The sequence below is a fragment of the Chroococcidiopsis sp. genome (assembly GCF_051657925.1).
Lineage (GTDB): Bacteria > Cyanobacteriota > Cyanobacteriia > Cyanobacteriales > Chroococcidiopsidaceae > Chroococcidiopsis.
In genome coordinates this window covers 1-14741 of record NZ_JBOFLP010000058.1, presented here as the reverse complement: position 1 = coordinate 14741, position 14741 = coordinate 1, and the positions used below count along the sequence as shown (strand labels likewise).

The following is a 14741-nucleotide window of genomic DNA, read 5'->3' as shown; positions in this document are numbered from 1 at the left end:
CCTATCCGATAATGACTCCACCTAATTTTAACCGAGTAATTGCGTACGATCCGTTAAGCTGAAATCCAAAGAAAAAAATCTCAACTGTCTTATCTCCTACTTGCGCTCCTCTTCCTACTTGTCCTAAAGAATTAAACTGAGTTCGCTTCGATATATCGTTAAAATCATCGAAAAAATTGAATAGTTGACGGTTAAGCGGCAATCTAGTTAACTCGTACTTCGACCATCTAGGTAGATAAAAAGTTGTTTCATTCTCGGTAGTTAAATAGCTAGAATGCTTATTGCAAAATGTGTCATCTGCCAATAGTAGACTATTAGCATTTGCTCCGGTGTCTGCGAAAGAGAAATAAGTTTTAGAAATTATTTGAGTCGAATTAAAAAGCTGAAAAATAGAGAGGATGCGGTATTGCACTCCAATATCAGCAACAAACAATCTTAAATCAGTAATCGAGTAGCGTTGAACGTCAAAGTAAGCTTGTGTAGAAGTAGTTTTTTGAATTATAAAGCCAACTAGTTTGTCAGCATCGCAAGTTGGATTTTTCCATCCAAAGTATCTTTTGCGCTCTGAAGTACATTCGTAAAAATATGCATTTCGCGATGAATTTGGCGGATTGACCTGAGCTATTGTTAGCTCGACAAGTTGACAGTCTAAAGGTACATTAATAATTCCTCTACCAGGAGTAAAAGACAAACTATCAATAATATCTGTAGGAGTAGTATAGATGGTAAGTTCGTCTTTTATTTCCGGTTGGTTTAAAACAGAAATTTCTAATCGAATAGGTTGAATACTTCTAGGATCGTCAAGGATATTAATTTCTGGATTAATAACATTTACTGGCTCAATTGTAACCGTTCGTCCCGACAATTGTTTCCAAACAAACTCGCTAGCATTTGATTCAACTTGTTCGATGACAAATGGAGCAGGACAAATAATATTTAGAGGATCGCCAGCTTCAATATAGTAACTAGGAGGTACTGGAGGCGTAATCGTAACCGACCAATAGCCTGTAGGGGAAGAATGCGAACAAAATAAATAATTAATAACTCCATTATCAGATTCAACTCTTCCATCGTCGTTTAACGCAATTGCTCTTTCAAATCTAGGATATTGTTTTTTATAATTTTCAATTTGTCCGCCTGAATACTCTACTGCAAAACCTTGCGCTCTACCTACATTTTTATTGTTGCGCGTGTAATCAGGTATGGTAATCTCGCCGCAATCGTTATCTGGTTTTGGTTTATCTCCAAGTACGCGGAAGCTAAACCGATTTCCTGGTTTGTAATCGCCGATTGCTTTTGGTTTTGGGAGTTTTCGGGGTTTGAAATCTCCCGTGTCTCCGAGCTTTTTGGGCATCTTTTAATTGCTTGTGATGCTGTTTGTGACACGATCTACAAAGTGTTGTCAAATCCTGTAGGTAAAGGTGTTCTTGTCCTCTGTGCGCGTAACTGAGATGGTGAACTTCTAACCGCTTGGTAGCTCCGCATTTGGTACATTTGCGATCGCGATTGATAACTGCTGCTGCTACTGCTTGCCAGTAAGGAGATGCTAGATAAGCTTTGTACTCCTTCTGTCTCGCTCGTTTCCCTGGTTTTTTAATTGTAATCACCGCCTGTTAATGTCACAATTACTCCTCCTGCGATCGCTACTCCTAGCGCACATCTAATCTCTATACCCGCTGGCACTCTCAATCCATCATTCGGTACAGCAGGGTTAGGCGATGCTGGAGCTAAGATTTTTGGTAACGCTACTCGAATCGGATATCCCGTCAATACATCATCGTTTACTGCTGCTGTAATCGCTGGTAAAACTGTTTCTCGAAATAGAAAATATCCCGTTTTAAAAGGTTGAGTGTAGTACAAACGTAGTACGCTCTTTACGTTAACTCCAAGCGGGTAAACTTCGATGGATTCGATTAATCCGCCTGCTGCTCCTCCGGTGTAGAGCAGTTCCGGTACAGAGGAACCTGGATCGCGGTTTGCGGTTTGAGCTGCAAGTTTTACCGAAGTTAGCTGAGGAGTGCGGATAAAGATTGGAGAAACATTAGGAGATGGTGTAATAGATCCGTTAGTCATTTCTTCATAAGAATAGGTCTAATTTTATACCAGTAAAATGGTAAAATTAACGTAATGCTTGAGCGATGCTAGTAACATCCTCAAGCCGATCAACTAGGATAGTTAGCTGATATGAATAGCTTAGCATTTGATACTGAAAAATACTTTTTGGGAAAGCTTTGCAAAAATAAACATGAATGGGAGAACGCGGGACAAAGTTTAAGGTCAAAAGGTAATAAACATTGTGTAGCTTGTATGCAGATGCCTAACGCTGCTTTACAAAAAGCAAGACAAGATAGAGCTAAAAAAGAAGCAGCACTTCGAGATGAATGGAACGAGCAGTTAATCCAAAATGGAATAGATGTAAAGGTTTTTAAATTGTCTACGTTGTGTGAAAATAATCACGATTGGAACGAGACAGGAAAGAGCTTAAGGTATAGATTGCAAGGTAGCTGCGTAGAATGTAGAAAGAATTTTTTGAAGGAACGCTACCAAGCAAATAAAAAAGGACATCTACAACGTTGTAAGCTTTATGCTCAAGCAAATTCTGAACTAATAAAAGAAATTAAAGCTCGTTACAGGGAAAAACATAGAGAAGAACTACGAGAGAAAAATAGACGTTACAGCGAACTAAACAAAGAACAAATTTGTGCAAGAGCGAGAGAAAAGATAAAGCGTGAAGATTACAAAGTAAGAATAAAACTTTACTCTCAAAGACCAGAAGTGAAAGCTATGCGTAAGCAGTATCTTCAAACCGAAGCTGGTAAAATTTCACAAGCTAAAGGTAGCAGAAATCGACGCGCTAGAGATAGGCAAGTTCATCGTACTCCTTACATTAAAAAAGACATTAAACAATTGCGAGAAAAGTTTAATAATTCATGTGCTTATTGCGGCTGTTCTTCATCAGGAATTCAAATTGACCACTGGTTGCCTTTGTCAAAAGGGGGTAGCGACACGCTCAGTAATTTCTTGCCAGCTTGCAAAAACTGCAACATGAGTAAGTTTAACGCTGAAGGTAAAGCTTGGTATGAGAAGCAATCCTTTTATTCAATTAAGCGATGGCGAAAAATCGAGCAGCATTTGGGTAAGCTTGTTTGCAAAGGTCAACTTCCGCTATTTTAAGCATAGTTCATAGATAAATCTATTTTTCCTCCTATAGCTGTGTCTGCTGGTCCTAGCGGATGTCCAAAAGGAGGAAAGACAGATACACTTCCCATCCTTTGAAATCTATAACGCGCTTCAGCAGGACGATGATATCCCGCAACGTTCAAAACTTGAGCAAGCATATCGCAGCGTTTGTAATACTGCTCGATCCACACGCGCCAATCATTCGGGGTCTCGACTACAGTTGACCGATTGATGTCTAGTTTCCTTAAGGTTTCCCAAAAGACTGGACTATATCATCCTCTGTTCTAGAGGCGGGGCGCTGTCGGATTATCGCTTCCGCTCACCGTAGTCTCTGCACCTTCTACAACCATTGGTTATCCTTTGTAGCTTGGCTCAGGATCGCCCTCGACTTTACGTTAGGATTTTCCTGAATTCACCCCATTTTCCTAACTTATCCCTAAGCTAGGGGGCAACATTTACCCTGAATTAATTGTCGAGAATCAAACGTTTCACCTGTCATGAGGTTGTTGAATATATCATCCAACGCATCCAACATGAATCGAATATAGTTGGCAGTTGAATTATCGCGAATACGATCCATGGCAGTTTCTAGCCTCATAGCATCACCATCAGGAATGCTATCTAAGGCTGAATAATTAAGGTGAAATCGTACCCGTGATTTGTCTTCAGGAGTCAAAGAGACCATAACTTATGTTACTTCTGTTGCATTCTTGGTAATTTTCTTATACTCTAGGGGGTGGCGGTTGGGGTTAGGGAAGGAAAAATTTCGAGCTTTTTTTAATTTTTTTTTCTCAACCAAAATCTAGCTTGCCTCCTACTTCGATCCAATTAACCTGGCTCAATCCCATCCGATTCTGCAAATCCTCAATCGATTTGAAATCGCCGTTATCCTCGCGCTCTTTGACAATCTTCCTTGCTACAACTCCTTTACCTCCAGGTAATCCAGGAAACGCATCGCGCAGCACGGTATGAGGAACTTTGTTTATGGCAACGCGATCGCCTTCCTTGAGCGGTGCTTCTAATTTGGGTACAGATCTGATATCGCTCTCATGGACGTTGAAAGTTTCATCGCCATAGGTAGCATTCCAAATGATTCTGCCACCACTTGAAAATGCAGTACCTAAAACGATCTCTCTCGCTCGGCTGGATTGCCAGACTACATCGCCTGGAAGGAATGGTAAATGGATGTTTCCTGCTTGCATATTACTCAACTATTTTTGTGTTCTGAACTGCTTCAACTCATCTACTGTAATGCCTTGATTCGCGAACATACGGCATTGTTGTAGAGCAAACAAAGCCATTTTTTTGCAATCTTCGTCTACAATTTCCAAACTGAGAGCTTTAGCAAACTCCATAGACAATTGATTAATTAGGTCGTGCTTTCGCTTACGTTCTGCTGTTCCTGGAGGATGATAGCGGAAGTATTCTTCAATTGGTAAATCCATATCAAATTGCTGATTGTGTAAATGGTGTATAAGGATATCCTGTTCTTTCAAAATCTAATGCTTCTGCTGCCATTTTGAAGCAGATTTCTGCAATTACATAAGCTTCTCCACTACTGACTCTGATTCCATTTCCTGCTGCTGTATTGCCAGCATTCGAGCAATAGATTTTGTAAGTAGTATCAGCTCCTAAAGTTTGCAGTTGCCCTGTTAATGCTTGCCATTCATTGATGCAAAGTACAGCACTAGCATTCGGTAGATAGGAGTTACTAGCAGCAACAATAGCAGGAGAAGTAGCAGTATGAGCAGCAGTCGTAGAAGCAACTTTGAGATTCTCGCCTGTCGTGCCGATGATGGTTGCTCCTTTGGGTAAGATGCCATATTTAGTATCCTCATCCGCTCTTAAGGCGCGGGGTAAGCGTAACCCAATTCTGTAAATTGTTGCGCCGCTAGGAATAGTAAACGGTTTATCTGCTTTCCTGCGTTGATGAGATGGCAGTACAATTTCAATCTCGTTTCTGAGTGTAGTATCGAGTTTTGCCCATCCTGCAAATTGATAGGTATCTAAACCTTTCTCTAACATTGCTGATTGCATTGCCCAACCATATAGAGGTTGCTGAGATACGTTAGCTGGATCGATTCTGTTCGGCATGATTAATCCTTCCTAAATGTATTTGGTTCGATAATTGCAGGAGTTGAGTTTAGATTGAGTGAGATCGCAAGCGCTCTGAGAGCATCGGATTTCGTCTGACCAAAACCACAAGTACCCGATTGAATGTCATCTCCAATTAACGCGCACCATGCATCTCCATCTTTGTACAAATTGATTTGTGTTACTTCTGTTTCCATGTCTGCATAGGTTACAATTGATACATCAAATCCCCGCACCGCTGCGAACGGTCGGGGGGTGACAACCTTAATAAGGAAGGCTGTAATTTCATGATAAGTGAGAAACTTCTCCAAAGAGTTTGGAGCAGAGCAGAAGATTTGAACGATTGCAAAATTTGGAAAGGGCAAGTAAAAAGTGGTGCGCCGATTTTCAGTACACTTGCCAAACATGGATTAAGCAGCGATGTTGCTAAAGCAATGTACCAGGTAAAAAAAGGAAGTATTCCCGATGGAATGACGATTGCACATAGCTGCAAAAACAGATTATGTATAAACGTTAACCACATCGAATTGATTCCAGTTCCTACATCTGATGATAGATTCCTATCCAAAATAGACAAGACACCAGGATTAGGAACAGGAGACTGTTGGGATTGGCTAGGTTGCTGCTTCAGCGATGGATACAGTGCTTTCGTTCCCGAACATGGAAAAACAGTTCGAGCGCATCGATACTCATACGAGCTATTTGTTGGAGCTATACCAGAGGGTATGGTAATTCTACATTTCTGCGATCGCCCAACCTGTGTAAATCCAAAACACCTATCAATAGGAACTGGTTTTGACAATATGCAAGACATGGTCAAAAAGGTTAGAGGAATGCAAGGTGAAAGATGCCATTTATCCAAACTAACCAAAGCCGATGTTATCCGAATCAAGAAATTTTTAAAAGAAGGAGTAATGACCCAGGTAGCGATAGCTTCAATGTTCAAAGTTACTCCTACTATCATCAGCAGTATTAAGAAAGGAAAGATTTGGAAACACATTGATTAACCCATCCTAAAAATTGACTTTTGCTGGTTTACCTGTTACACTTGTGACAAGTACAACATAAGTAAACCAGTTATCAATCTCCAAAAGTTCTGGCAATTTCTACAAAGCTAGGATTCAGCAATTGAAGCCCCATAAAGCATTGCCACACAAGGATCAGGAATCGCAACTCCTATCTTGGTTTCCCAAGGGTTGGACTATATCTTCATCCGTTCTGGATGCGGGGCGCTAAATCTGGTTATTAAGGAGACTGTACTCCTCCAGTAGTCTCTGAACCTTCATCAAGTGTACTTGATGCTTGGCTGCTGATTGCCGTCGTCTCTACGTTACGGGTTCCAGCAATTCACCCCGTTTGCACTAATCCGTTCCCGAATTAGGTAGCCGAGCTTAATGAAACAGTACGTCGGAAAGCGACAATATTGTTTGAATAAGCATAACCATAGTCCGAGTTTTCGTTCTTTTTGACGCGCACTGGGAGATGAGTGGCTAAAGCTTCGCCCAAAGCTTCTTTACCCATAAAAATTCCCAAATAAGCGGTACGATTCGCTAACCCTGTAGGATGACGAGTCGGATTCGCGCTGTTTGTATACGTCATTGGCACGACTGCTGTAGGCAAGTTATTACTCATAAACAACCGGAAGCCTTCAAAGATAATTCCGACTGGCATAGAAGCATTACCAAACCCAGTTTGATTGAATCCCATCCCTTGAAATATCAATTGGTTAGGTTGAGTTTGATAATTGATTCCTGCTGGCGGCATCCGAGCAGGAGCGAAAATGCGTGGATCTTGCACGTACTCGGATGGAACGTAACTCGCTACAGCTGCTACTCTACGGAAATCCTCATCCTGCCTAAAATGTTTCAGCATCCGAGGAGAGAGTAAGCCGTAGTAATACCCATCGTCAAACTTGGGAACGTTGCGGGTTTCCATCTGCTCCGCGATCGTGTTTAAATCGTTGCGGATATCAATTTTAGGAGGACCATTAAGATAAGTTCCACCATCAGGAACATCGCCAGGATTGTAGATATAAGTGCTTTTCAGCAGCTCGTTCATGTAAATCCGATCCTGCCAGCGCTGGTAATCATCCAGCAATGTCAAGCTACCAATACTCTGATGGAATTGGTAAGCTAGCATCGGATTATCGAACGCAGTCGGATCGTAAAGCATCCGCTGTGCTAGCTGAATTGTTTCGTAATCCAGCGTCAAGTTACCAGGAGCATTAGGATCGTTAGGATCTCCTTTGGATGGTCCTGTTAATTCGTTAATCGTTACCATTACCTTTTCTTTGGTAATCTGACGCTGATTAGAAGTACCGATAATCTGCTTCGGCTGTCTGATTCTAGCCTCGTAAGTCAGCGATCCATCATCGCCGAAGTAGTTGTACCGATCCATCTGCGCTTGTTTGCCGCGCTGCAAATTTGCATCCCAGACGAATTGCGGCTGTACGACATATCGCGCTATATATTGCGGTCTAGGACGGACTAGTTCGCGGATCAGAATAATTGGAAAATCGTCATCAAATGTCATTTATTTCCCTAATACGTTTGTACTCGGCTAAAATACATCAGGGAAACAAACTGTTTTATTGCTCCTTTCAATAGCTCTAAGATGTTGTAGCGAATATCTTAGAGCTTAATTAATGATTACCTTTGAGTTAATCCAGCAGCTTGTAAGTTAGCCAAGAAATTAGCATTAGTTTGTCGAGCTTGGTTGTAGGAATTAAGGACGTTAGCAGCTGCATTAGCGCGGTTTGCCATGTCTCCTATTGCTACATCATTAACCAAGTTTGCTTGTCTGCGGGCATCGTTTGCTGCTTCATTGCGATAGAACATGCGATCGCCTAGCGTTCCCAAGTTATTTAAATCTTGGTTACTAGCATTTTGACTGACACCGATCATCTGCGCTGGATCGTAAGGTGTTTGCCCTTGTACCGTCCCGATATTGCCAGCATTCATGTTAGTGCCGCCATATCCACCACCAGTAAAGTGATCGAATATTTGTTTAGCGGTTGCTCCACTTGATAGTAAATTCGCTCCTTGCTGAAGTAAAGTATTTGCTCCTGCTGCTGCTCCACCCGCTGCTGTTAAAAATCCAGCCATGTTTGTTCCTCCTAGTTATCAGTTAATGGTTATTAGTTATCAGTTGTTAAACATTTCTCGCCAATCTTGCGGCGATAGCGTATCTACACTCCGCAAAGCTTGTAATATGTTGCCTTGTTGCATATTCTGCCGTACTCCGTTCCATCCTTGCGCTGCTCCATTCTGCGCGGGAATCGGAGGAGCGGGGACGGCTGGGCGCTGAAACCCATTCTGCTGTCGAGCTAATTGCTGCATTTGCTGCAACTGTTGCGTCTGTGTATCCTGCTGTACCTGTGGCAATGTCTGCATCGGTTGCTGTTGTTGCGGTTGTTGCGGTTGCAGAGATGGATTGCTGTTAACTTGCTGCTGCATTTGTGCGATCCGTTTTAATGCATCCGCTTCGGTTGGAGTTTGCTGTCCTGGTAGCGGGTTTAATTCAGATAGCTTCAAATATGCTTGGCTTAACACTTCCATGAATTCAGGTGTAAGCTTTGATTGACACCACAATTCAAAAGCCCAGTACAAAATATAAACCGGATCTGCTAGCATTCCCGCCAGCATATCGATCAGTAAATCTTGACCGTGACTGAATTCTGCCAGTGCAGTTTCTCCTAGCACAAACGTGCTGAGGTAATCGATAATTTGATGCTGATAGTTGCTGAACTGGATTTGCTGCTGTAGCGCTGGCTGTAACCGCTGGATAATCTGCGCTGCTAGAGCAGTTTCATTTCTCAGACCAGTGACGAGCTGATTCAATACTTGATTAGCTTGCCGTATCTGCTCTAACTCGCTCTGCTGCTGAGTTTGAGGAGATTGAGTTACCGGTAGATTAACGTTTGCGCTTCCTGTTTGAGGAGTTGCTTGCGCTGCTGTAATCGGCGTAGAGACTCCATAAGTAGGGATTGCTGATAAATTCTGCTGGTATTCCTGCTGAAATGCTTGCGGCGCTCTCGGAATCGCGATTGCCGTACCCAACGGACTGAACTGATCCTGGGTTTGCGGCGACGGTTGCACCTGGGGCGGGGATTGTCGCGTTTCTCGCTCCCGCAAAAAATCGATGATCTTGCCCAGTTCCGTAAGCTGGTTGGGTTGTTGGTACTGGGGCGCTTGCTGGTAAGCCGTAGGCAACCATTGAGGCGGTAGGACTGTAGGCTGGGTAATCTGTGGGAGATTTTGGTTTACTGTTTGAGGTTGCAGTTGTGTCTGTTGCTGGGGTTGCTGGGGTTGCTGGGGTTGCTGCGGTAGCTGTATTACCTCCCCCTGATAGCCGTAACCTGGCGGCGGCATCATTAATTGTTGGGTTGGATTCTGCTGGGTCATACTTTGGTTTCCCGTATTGCAATTCTTTTTGTAACGTGAGTAAAGCTTGGTCGAGCATTTCTCCGATCCCTAACCTGATACCCCAAGGCATATTTGGATCTGCTGGATCTGGCATCTGCATGAACTGCTGATACAACTGTATTAGCAATTGCAACGAATTTCCAGCATTTTCTACTACTCTTGGAGAAAAACCGCTCATCACGTCGCTGATTTCCTTATCGGTCATGTCTGGATGTTGAAGTCTCAAGCAGTATTCTTGAGATAATCCATCCTCTCTCGCATTACGAGCAGCAATACTCAAATCGAGCATTTCTCTAGTGCTGTTTTTGAAGACTGGGCGGGTATATCTCCAGTTAATCGTGCGATCGCCCAGAGGTATTAAGCCTTGCGGTTCCTGCGACAATTTGATTTGTCCTTGCTGGTACGCTTGATAGATGACAAAAGCGATATCGTCGGTAATTTGGGCTGGATCTTGCAATCTTTTCCATCTTTTCGGTTCTGCTTCAATCATTCCTAGAAATAGCGAATCCTTGAATAAACGCTCCTCAAAGTAAAGGATTTGCTCGAAGACAAGAGCAAGACCATGCGTATACAGACCATCAGCTTTCCCGTCAGCGGTATTCTCAACCCGACCGAAAAGGGTTTTGATCTCAAACGCTGTAGCTCCTGAGCTAATTCCCAAAGGGTCAATACCCCCCAGCGCGTAATGTATAAGTTCGCGCTCTTGTCGCTGAAATTGATTGAGATCTCCCGTAACCGGATCGGGAACGATATATCCAAATCTTTCACCTTCTGCTACTCCGCCAATAATCTCAGCAATCCGCTCCTGTGTGCTTCCACCATATCCAGGTGCGCGGCGGGTAAGCGGATCTGCAACTCTGCTACTACTTGAAAATGCATCGCCAAAACCATCTACATATCCTTGTTGCTGCGCCCAGGTAGGATTTTGTAACCCATTGTTAACAGCTTGCGTAACTTCGGATGGCGATCGCGTAGTTACTAAAGTCGGATTGCCAAAGAATTTCAGGTTGCGGCGGATGTGACGGACATCCGACTCATGCCCTTCAATCTGATTTCGTAACCAGTGATAATCGCTCGTTCCTTGCTGTCCCGATCGCTTGGGATTGTTCGGGCAAATTACGACAGGAATGGTAGGAGCAAATGGGTTGGGATACTGCGCGACATTTGCGTAAGTCCCATCGTAGTTAAATTGCGGATTTAACCCGTTCATCGCTGGTTTGTGCGGTAAATCTGCTTGCTCGATGAATTCCTCAGTAATTCGCAATCTTACCCAGCGCTCGATCTCAAATCCTCCCGCTTCTGCTACAGTCCGATAAGCGTAAGCGATGATGACAGAATCAATCTTTCTCCCACCTGGCTTGTAGAAGATTTTATATTCACAATCTGCGTTCGTCTCTCCTCCTGCAAAAAAATCAATCCAGTAGCCTCCGTCTTCGCCAGGCAATACCAGCCAAAGTACCTCGCCTTTCGTCAAAAATAATGACATCGCATATTCTAAACGTTGGCTTAATCTGTTATCTTTAAAAACTTTAGCTATGAATTTTTTGCGAGTATCCTTCTCATCATCCTGTCCTGGGTAAAACTCAACATTTCCTCCTCTGACAGAAAATTCTATTTTTTGCCTTAGATCGACGGCAACAACGGTGCTATCACCGCCGCTCTTACCGTCTCTATTAACTGCTGCGTCAATAAGTGATTCTAAACTCATTAAAAGAGGGATAATTGACCTATTGTTGCTTCACTTAATCCTAATATGCGTAGAATGTTTTGCCAACGATTTTTGGAGAAAAATGATTGAGATTTGTACCAAAGCTCTGGATCGAAATCAGTTTTCCTACCATTGCATCGGCAACAAGCCGGAACTAAATTGCTTAGTGTATCTGTACCTCCTTTACTCAAAGGGATGAAATGATCGATTGATGTAGCAAGTTCACCACAGTAAACACATTTATTGTCAAAATCCTTAAACCTTTGTTTAAGTTGCTCTGAGGTGTATGGAAAAGAGTAGTTATTTCTTTTGATTTTTCTACGGTTTTCCCGCTTTCGCTGATTAGCTATTTTTGCTTTAAAGCTTTTTTCCCATTTCTCAATCCATAGCTTTACACGCTCCTTATTTTTGCTGCGATAATCTGCTCTGTATTTTTTGATACTCTCTTTGTTCGCAGCGTAGTATCTTGCGTAATACTTCCTAAAATATTCTCTCTTCTTAGCGCGATATTTTCTTCTTTGTTTATTAACTCTCTCTTTATTTCTTGAGTAATGTTCTGATGCATACTTTTTAATATCTTCCTGGTTTTCCTGATAATGTTTTTGATGGCATTGAATACAGTTCTTACTGCTTAAATACCTCAAACTCTGTTCAGTACCATTCCAATTGTGGTTACGCTTGCACAAACTCCCCGAGAAATACTTGGATGTGTCAAAATTATCCATGTCGCCTACTCGTCTTAGGTTGACCGCGCTCCTGGTGCTACCAACACGCAGGAGCTATGTAAATTTTATCACTCTTCCTCTTCTTCCTCAGCTTCCAACTTCGCTTCAAAAGTTTCTCCTTGCTCTGCTGCGAGTACTTCCTCTTTCGATTCCTCTCCTTTTACCTCCTCTAATTGCTCTGCTTCAGGTGTCACAATTGTTAAGTCATCAACATAGGATTTAGGAGTAGGTTGCGTTTCTTCTGGATTAAATACTGGCACTACTGGTTCTGTCGCTTTATCAGTAGCGTCGATTTGAGATGAGGAGCTTGCTGCTGCGGAAGGTTCGCCTTGATGTTCTTCAGGTAGCATATTTCTTATTAAGTATTTCTGTACTAACTAATCATCCCTCATAGATTTGATTTCTTCAACTGCTGAGTCTAATTCTGACTCAGCTTGATTTTCCAGATCGATTAACTTATTACTTGCTCCTTCCTGTGCTGCCAAAATAGCGTTAAGCTTTGTCTGTATTGCTTTAGAATCGCGATTTTGAGAAGCTTGGACGAGAAAAACCATGAGGTAGGTAATTACGGTTGTTCCCGTGTTAATCGCGAGTTGATGCGCTTCGCTCCATTTAAAGTATGGTCCACTAGTTGCCCAAACAATTACGCTAGCTAGAGCAGCAAGGAATGCCCAAGGAGTTCCCATTGCTTGAGCCGATTTCGTAGCAAATTTGCGGAAAAACTCATTCATGTGCATTCAAGTACGAACAATCCCGAACTAGCTGAATTACCTGCTAGGATGACAATTTGCCTTTCAGGAATGTAATCCTCAATTGCTTTTTTCATTGACAAATGTACCTGACTCTTTCCTGATTGAATTTCTGCAAGCGGAGCGTACCGCAATCCCATCCAATCACTACTTTCTTTCAGCTCAGCAACAATTGCACCTCTACCAGTTTTAAAAAGATTCTGAATAGCAAAATCTTTCAATTGCTCAAAATGCTCTTTCAAAATGACTTCTATTTGTAAAAGTTTTTGCTCTTGTTCTTCTGAAAACGTCATGCGACCTCCAATTTTCTTCTAGCTCTCAAGCCTTGCAAACAGTATATCAGCGCATCCATTGCGTCATCATGATCGATGCTTCCAAAGTTGATTAATTCGTCTTTAACTCTACCAAGCATGGCATACTGGTTAAAAACAACCAACCGATTCTGAAATAATCCGCTTACTCCTCTTAATCTTGCTAGTTTATCTCCTTTAGCAGGTACGGGAGTGCAGGTTAAATCGTAGATGCCGCAATCGTTAATTACATAGGTTGTGAAATCTCCTGCAATAGAACCTTGATAAGCTACATTCTCCGTCCAAATATCTATCCTAGGGCATTCCCAATCTCGCCACAATTCGATGATTGCATCCAATTTTTCAATGTTACCTATGCAACGCATTCTACGCATATCAATAATGTAAAATTTGTTACCTAACCTACCTCCGAGAATCATTACCGTGTAATCCGCTCTCTCTTTAATAGAAGAGGATAAATCCAAGCCTAAAACCAGTGAATCAAACTCATCAATATCTGGTATCTCTCCAGAAATAATCCAATCTGGATCTATGCTTTGCTCGGATACTCTGACGACAATGTTTTGATATTGAAAGCTGTACGCAATCGGATCTAGCTCTCTAGTTTCTTGTAAGAATTTAAGTGATTGACCTTCTTCCCAATAACTCTTTTCTTCTCCTAATTCATCGGTCAGGATTGCAGATTGAATTAACTGCTGCCATCCTTTTTGAGGAATGAAATCAGTTTCATAGATGTCTGTAGGAAGCATTCGCGTACCTAAGCAAACCGCTCTACCTCCTTCAAACATAGTCGGGCGTACTACATTTGTCCAGTTTCCTGCCATCTCCTCACGAATAGCGAGAGATTCAATTTGTTTTGGAGATTTGATTAAATCGTCTAGACAAATTAAATGTGAACGCTTCGAGGTAGTTGCTCCTTTTAACCCGCTACAAGCGAGAGTGTAAGGTTCGTCAATAGTAGATAATCCAGCCCATTTCCTATCGATGACCCATTGTTTATCGCTCCATTTCTCTCCAGGACGCACCCAAGGAAAAACGCGCTGATATTCAGGAGATTCGAGGATTTGTTTAATCTGAACGCTCTTTTGCATCGCCACGTCAATCGTGTAGCTGACGTATAATATTTTGATGGGTAGCTTGACATCGGGAGCCGTCTGCTGCCCAATCTGAAAAGCTACCCATTCTACTAAATACGTTGACTTTGTAGAGCCGCGCGGAGCTAGTATTAGCTCGTTAGTACCTGCAATTCCCTTGAGGCATTTACTATCCTCTCCTGTATTTAACGCTCTATCCCAAACATAGTGATGGAAAAAAGTTTCATGCTTGCAAACATATCTTCTAAACTCTGCAAACGATTCTCGTGCTGCGATCGCTTCTGGTGGCGATGATTCTACTACAGAGTTTTGCACCATGTAGCGCGCTTTAGCTAGAGCTGGTTTGTAGGTACGAACTGGCATTATTTACGCTTTGCTAATTTTGCCAAGCTAAATCCATTTGCCAATCCTAATAGATAAGGAGTTATTAGTAGCATAAAAGGCATAAAATGTTTT

The 14741-nt window shown here is 42.3% G+C and carries 19 protein-coding genes; 2 read left to right on the top strand and 17 right to left on the bottom strand.

The annotated features are described in order from the left end of the window. Window position 1 precedes the first annotated feature (1 nt). Genes ACRC32_RS04330 through ACRC32_RS04320 form a run of 3 tightly spaced genes read right to left on the bottom strand, consistent with a single transcriptional unit; the run spans window position 2 to window position 2073 of the window. Window positions 2-1354, bottom strand: a complete 1353-nt coding sequence (locus ACRC32_RS04330; RefSeq protein WP_438552826.1) for a hypothetical protein — start codon at window positions 1352-1354, stop codon at window positions 2-4. Continuing rightward, window positions 1260-1607 carry an HNH endonuclease gene (locus ACRC32_RS04325; RefSeq protein WP_438552825.1) on the bottom strand — a complete coding sequence of 116 codons (348 nt, stop codon included), beginning with the start codon at window positions 1605-1607 and terminating at the stop codon, window positions 1260-1262. Before ACRC32_RS04325 ends, ACRC32_RS04330 begins: the two co-directional genes overlap by 95 nt. Then, window positions 1594-2073, bottom strand: coding sequence for a hypothetical protein (locus tag ACRC32_RS04320; RefSeq protein WP_438552824.1), 480 nt, complete (start codon window positions 2071-2073; stop codon window positions 1594-1596). Before ACRC32_RS04320 ends, ACRC32_RS04325 begins: the two co-directional genes overlap by 14 nt. Before the next feature lie 111 nt (window positions 2074-2184). On the opposite strand from ACRC32_RS04320, the gene ACRC32_RS04315 reads away from it, so the two are divergent. Beyond that, on the top strand, window positions 2185-3174 hold the full coding sequence (locus tag ACRC32_RS04315) for an HNH endonuclease (RefSeq protein ID WP_438552823.1): 990 nt from the start codon (window positions 2185-2187) through the stop codon (window positions 3172-3174). On the opposite strand, the gene ACRC32_RS04310 is transcribed toward ACRC32_RS04315, so the two are convergent. The 6 genes from ACRC32_RS04310 to ACRC32_RS04285 all read right to left on the bottom strand — a co-directional run bounded on the left by ACRC32_RS04310 (window position 3171) and on the right by ACRC32_RS04285 (window position 5471). Then, the gene (locus ACRC32_RS04310; RefSeq protein ID WP_438552822.1) at window positions 3171-3371 is read right to left on the bottom strand and encodes a hypothetical protein; all 201 of its coding nucleotides are present in this window, start codon (window positions 3369-3371) and stop codon (window positions 3171-3173) included. The genes ACRC32_RS04315 and ACRC32_RS04310 overlap by 4 nt on opposite strands. A 245-nt stretch (window positions 3372-3616) precedes the next feature. After that, window positions 3617-3865, bottom strand: coding sequence for a hypothetical protein (locus ACRC32_RS04305; RefSeq protein WP_438552821.1), 249 nt, complete (start codon window positions 3863-3865; stop codon window positions 3617-3619). Window positions 3866-3971: 106 nt separating this feature from the next. Further along, window positions 3972-4382, bottom strand: coding sequence for a ComEA family DNA-binding protein (locus ACRC32_RS04300; protein ID WP_438552820.1), 411 nt, complete (start codon window positions 4380-4382; stop codon window positions 3972-3974). 9 nt (window positions 4383-4391) lie between these two features. Then, window positions 4392-4625, bottom strand: a complete 234-nt coding sequence (locus ACRC32_RS04295) for an Acb2/Tad1 domain-containing protein (RefSeq protein WP_438552819.1) — start codon at window positions 4623-4625, stop codon at window positions 4392-4394. Window position 4626: 1 nt separating this feature from the next. After that, complete coding sequence (locus ACRC32_RS04290) at window positions 4627-5274, bottom strand: hypothetical protein (RefSeq protein ID WP_438552818.1); 648 nt, start codon at window positions 5272-5274, stop codon at window positions 4627-4629. A 2-nt stretch (window positions 5275-5276) separates the two neighbouring features. Beyond that, on the bottom strand, window positions 5277-5471 hold the full coding sequence (locus tag ACRC32_RS04285; RefSeq protein ID WP_438552817.1) for a hypothetical protein: 195 nt from the start codon (window positions 5469-5471) through the stop codon (window positions 5277-5279). Between the two features lie 90 nt (window positions 5472-5561). On the opposite strand from ACRC32_RS04285, the gene ACRC32_RS04280 reads away from it, so the two are divergent. Next, window positions 5562-6281, top strand: a complete 720-nt coding sequence (locus tag ACRC32_RS04280) for an HNH endonuclease signature motif containing protein (RefSeq protein ID WP_438552816.1) — start codon at window positions 5562-5564, stop codon at window positions 6279-6281. 370 nt (window positions 6282-6651) lie between these two features. Here ACRC32_RS04280 and ACRC32_RS04275 read toward each other — a convergent pair whose 3' ends face one another. The 8 genes from ACRC32_RS04275 to ACRC32_RS04240 all read right to left on the bottom strand — a co-directional run bounded on the left by ACRC32_RS04275 (window position 6652) and on the right by ACRC32_RS04240 (window position 14648). Further along, window positions 6652-7806 (bottom strand): hypothetical protein, encoded by a 1155-nt coding sequence (locus ACRC32_RS04275; protein ID WP_438552815.1) that lies wholly within the window; start codon window positions 7804-7806, stop codon window positions 6652-6654. A 116-nt stretch (window positions 7807-7922) separates the two neighbouring features. Further along, a complete protein-coding gene (locus ACRC32_RS04270) occupies window positions 7923-8378 on the bottom strand; it encodes a hypothetical protein (protein ID WP_438552814.1) in 456 nt (151 codons plus the stop codon). 808 nt (window positions 8379-9186) lie between these two features. Then, window positions 9187-11406: a hypothetical protein gene (locus ACRC32_RS04265; RefSeq protein WP_438552813.1), complete on the bottom strand. Its 2220-nt coding sequence runs from the start codon at window positions 11404-11406 to the stop codon at window positions 9187-9189. Next, window positions 11406-12131: an HNH endonuclease gene (locus tag ACRC32_RS04260; RefSeq protein WP_438552812.1), complete on the bottom strand. Its 726-nt coding sequence runs from the start codon at window positions 12129-12131 to the stop codon at window positions 11406-11408. The genes ACRC32_RS04265 and ACRC32_RS04260 overlap by 1 nt, the downstream gene beginning before the upstream one ends. 68 nt (window positions 12132-12199) lie before the next feature. Continuing rightward, window positions 12200-12481 carry a hypothetical protein gene (locus tag ACRC32_RS04255; protein ID WP_438552811.1) on the bottom strand — a complete coding sequence of 94 codons (282 nt, stop codon included), beginning with the start codon at window positions 12479-12481 and terminating at the stop codon, window positions 12200-12202. Window positions 12482-12508: 27 nt separating this feature from the next. Next, entirely contained in the window at window positions 12509-12862 is a 354-nt protein-coding gene (locus ACRC32_RS04250) for a low affinity iron permease family protein (RefSeq protein ID WP_438552810.1), read from the bottom strand. Beyond that, window positions 12859-13173, bottom strand: a complete 315-nt coding sequence (locus ACRC32_RS04245; RefSeq protein WP_438552809.1) for a hypothetical protein — start codon at window positions 13171-13173, stop codon at window positions 12859-12861. Before ACRC32_RS04245 ends, ACRC32_RS04250 begins: the two co-directional genes overlap by 4 nt. After that, the gene (locus tag ACRC32_RS04240; protein ID WP_438552808.1) at window positions 13170-14648 is read right to left on the bottom strand and encodes a hypothetical protein; all 1479 of its coding nucleotides are present in this window, start codon (window positions 14646-14648) and stop codon (window positions 13170-13172) included. Before ACRC32_RS04240 ends, ACRC32_RS04245 begins: the two co-directional genes overlap by 4 nt. Between the last annotated feature and the right edge of the window lie 93 nt (window positions 14649-14741).

Bases quoted from the DNA above. Each gene is read 5' to 3' on its own strand.
- ACRC32_RS04330 (WP_438552826.1), bottom strand. From the start codon at position 1,354: ATGCCCAAAAAGCTCGGAGACACGGGAGATTTCAAACCCCGAAAACTC.
- ACRC32_RS04320 (WP_438552824.1), bottom strand. From the start codon at position 2,073: ATGACTAACGGATCTATTACACCATCTCCTAATGTTTCTCCAATCTTT.
- ACRC32_RS04315 (WP_438552823.1), top strand. From the start codon at position 2,185: ATGAATAGCTTAGCATTTGATACTGAAAAATACTTTTTGGGAAAGCTT.
- ACRC32_RS04305 (WP_438552821.1), bottom strand. From the start codon at position 3,865: ATGGTCTCTTTGACTCCTGAAGACAAATCACGGGTACGATTTCACCTT.
- ACRC32_RS04300 (WP_438552820.1), bottom strand. From the start codon at position 4,382: ATGCAAGCAGGAAACATCCATTTACCATTCCTTCCAGGCGATGTAGTC.
- ACRC32_RS04295 (WP_438552819.1), bottom strand. From the start codon at position 4,625: ATGGATTTACCAATTGAAGAATACTTCCGCTATCATCCTCCAGGAACA.
- ACRC32_RS04290 (WP_438552818.1), bottom strand. From the start codon at position 5,274: ATGCCGAACAGAATCGATCCAGCTAACGTATCTCAGCAACCTCTATAT.
- ACRC32_RS04285 (WP_438552817.1), bottom strand. From the start codon at position 5,471: ATGGAAACAGAAGTAACACAAATCAATTTGTACAAAGATGGAGATGCA.
- ACRC32_RS04280 (WP_438552816.1), top strand. From the start codon at position 5,562: ATGATAAGTGAGAAACTTCTCCAAAGAGTTTGGAGCAGAGCAGAAGAT.
- ACRC32_RS04275 (WP_438552815.1), bottom strand. From the start codon at position 7,806: ATGACATTTGATGACGATTTTCCAATTATTCTGATCCGCGAACTAGTC.
- ACRC32_RS04270 (WP_438552814.1), bottom strand. From the start codon at position 8,378: ATGGCTGGATTTTTAACAGCAGCGGGTGGAGCAGCAGCAGGAGCAAAT.
- ACRC32_RS04265 (WP_438552813.1), bottom strand. From the start codon at position 11,406: ATGAGTTTAGAATCACTTATTGACGCAGCAGTTAATAGAGACGGTAAG.
- ACRC32_RS04260 (WP_438552812.1), bottom strand. From the start codon at position 12,131: ATGGATAATTTTGACACATCCAAGTATTTCTCGGGGAGTTTGTGCAAG.
- ACRC32_RS04255 (WP_438552811.1), bottom strand. From the start codon at position 12,481: ATGCTACCTGAAGAACATCAAGGCGAACCTTCCGCAGCAGCAAGCTCC.
- ACRC32_RS04250 (WP_438552810.1), bottom strand. From the start codon at position 12,862: ATGAATGAGTTTTTCCGCAAATTTGCTACGAAATCGGCTCAAGCAATG.
- ACRC32_RS04245 (WP_438552809.1), bottom strand. From the start codon at position 13,173: ATGACGTTTTCAGAAGAACAAGAGCAAAAACTTTTACAAATAGAAGTC.
- ACRC32_RS04240 (WP_438552808.1), bottom strand. From the start codon at position 14,648: ATGCCAGTTCGTACCTACAAACCAGCTCTAGCTAAAGCGCGCTACATG.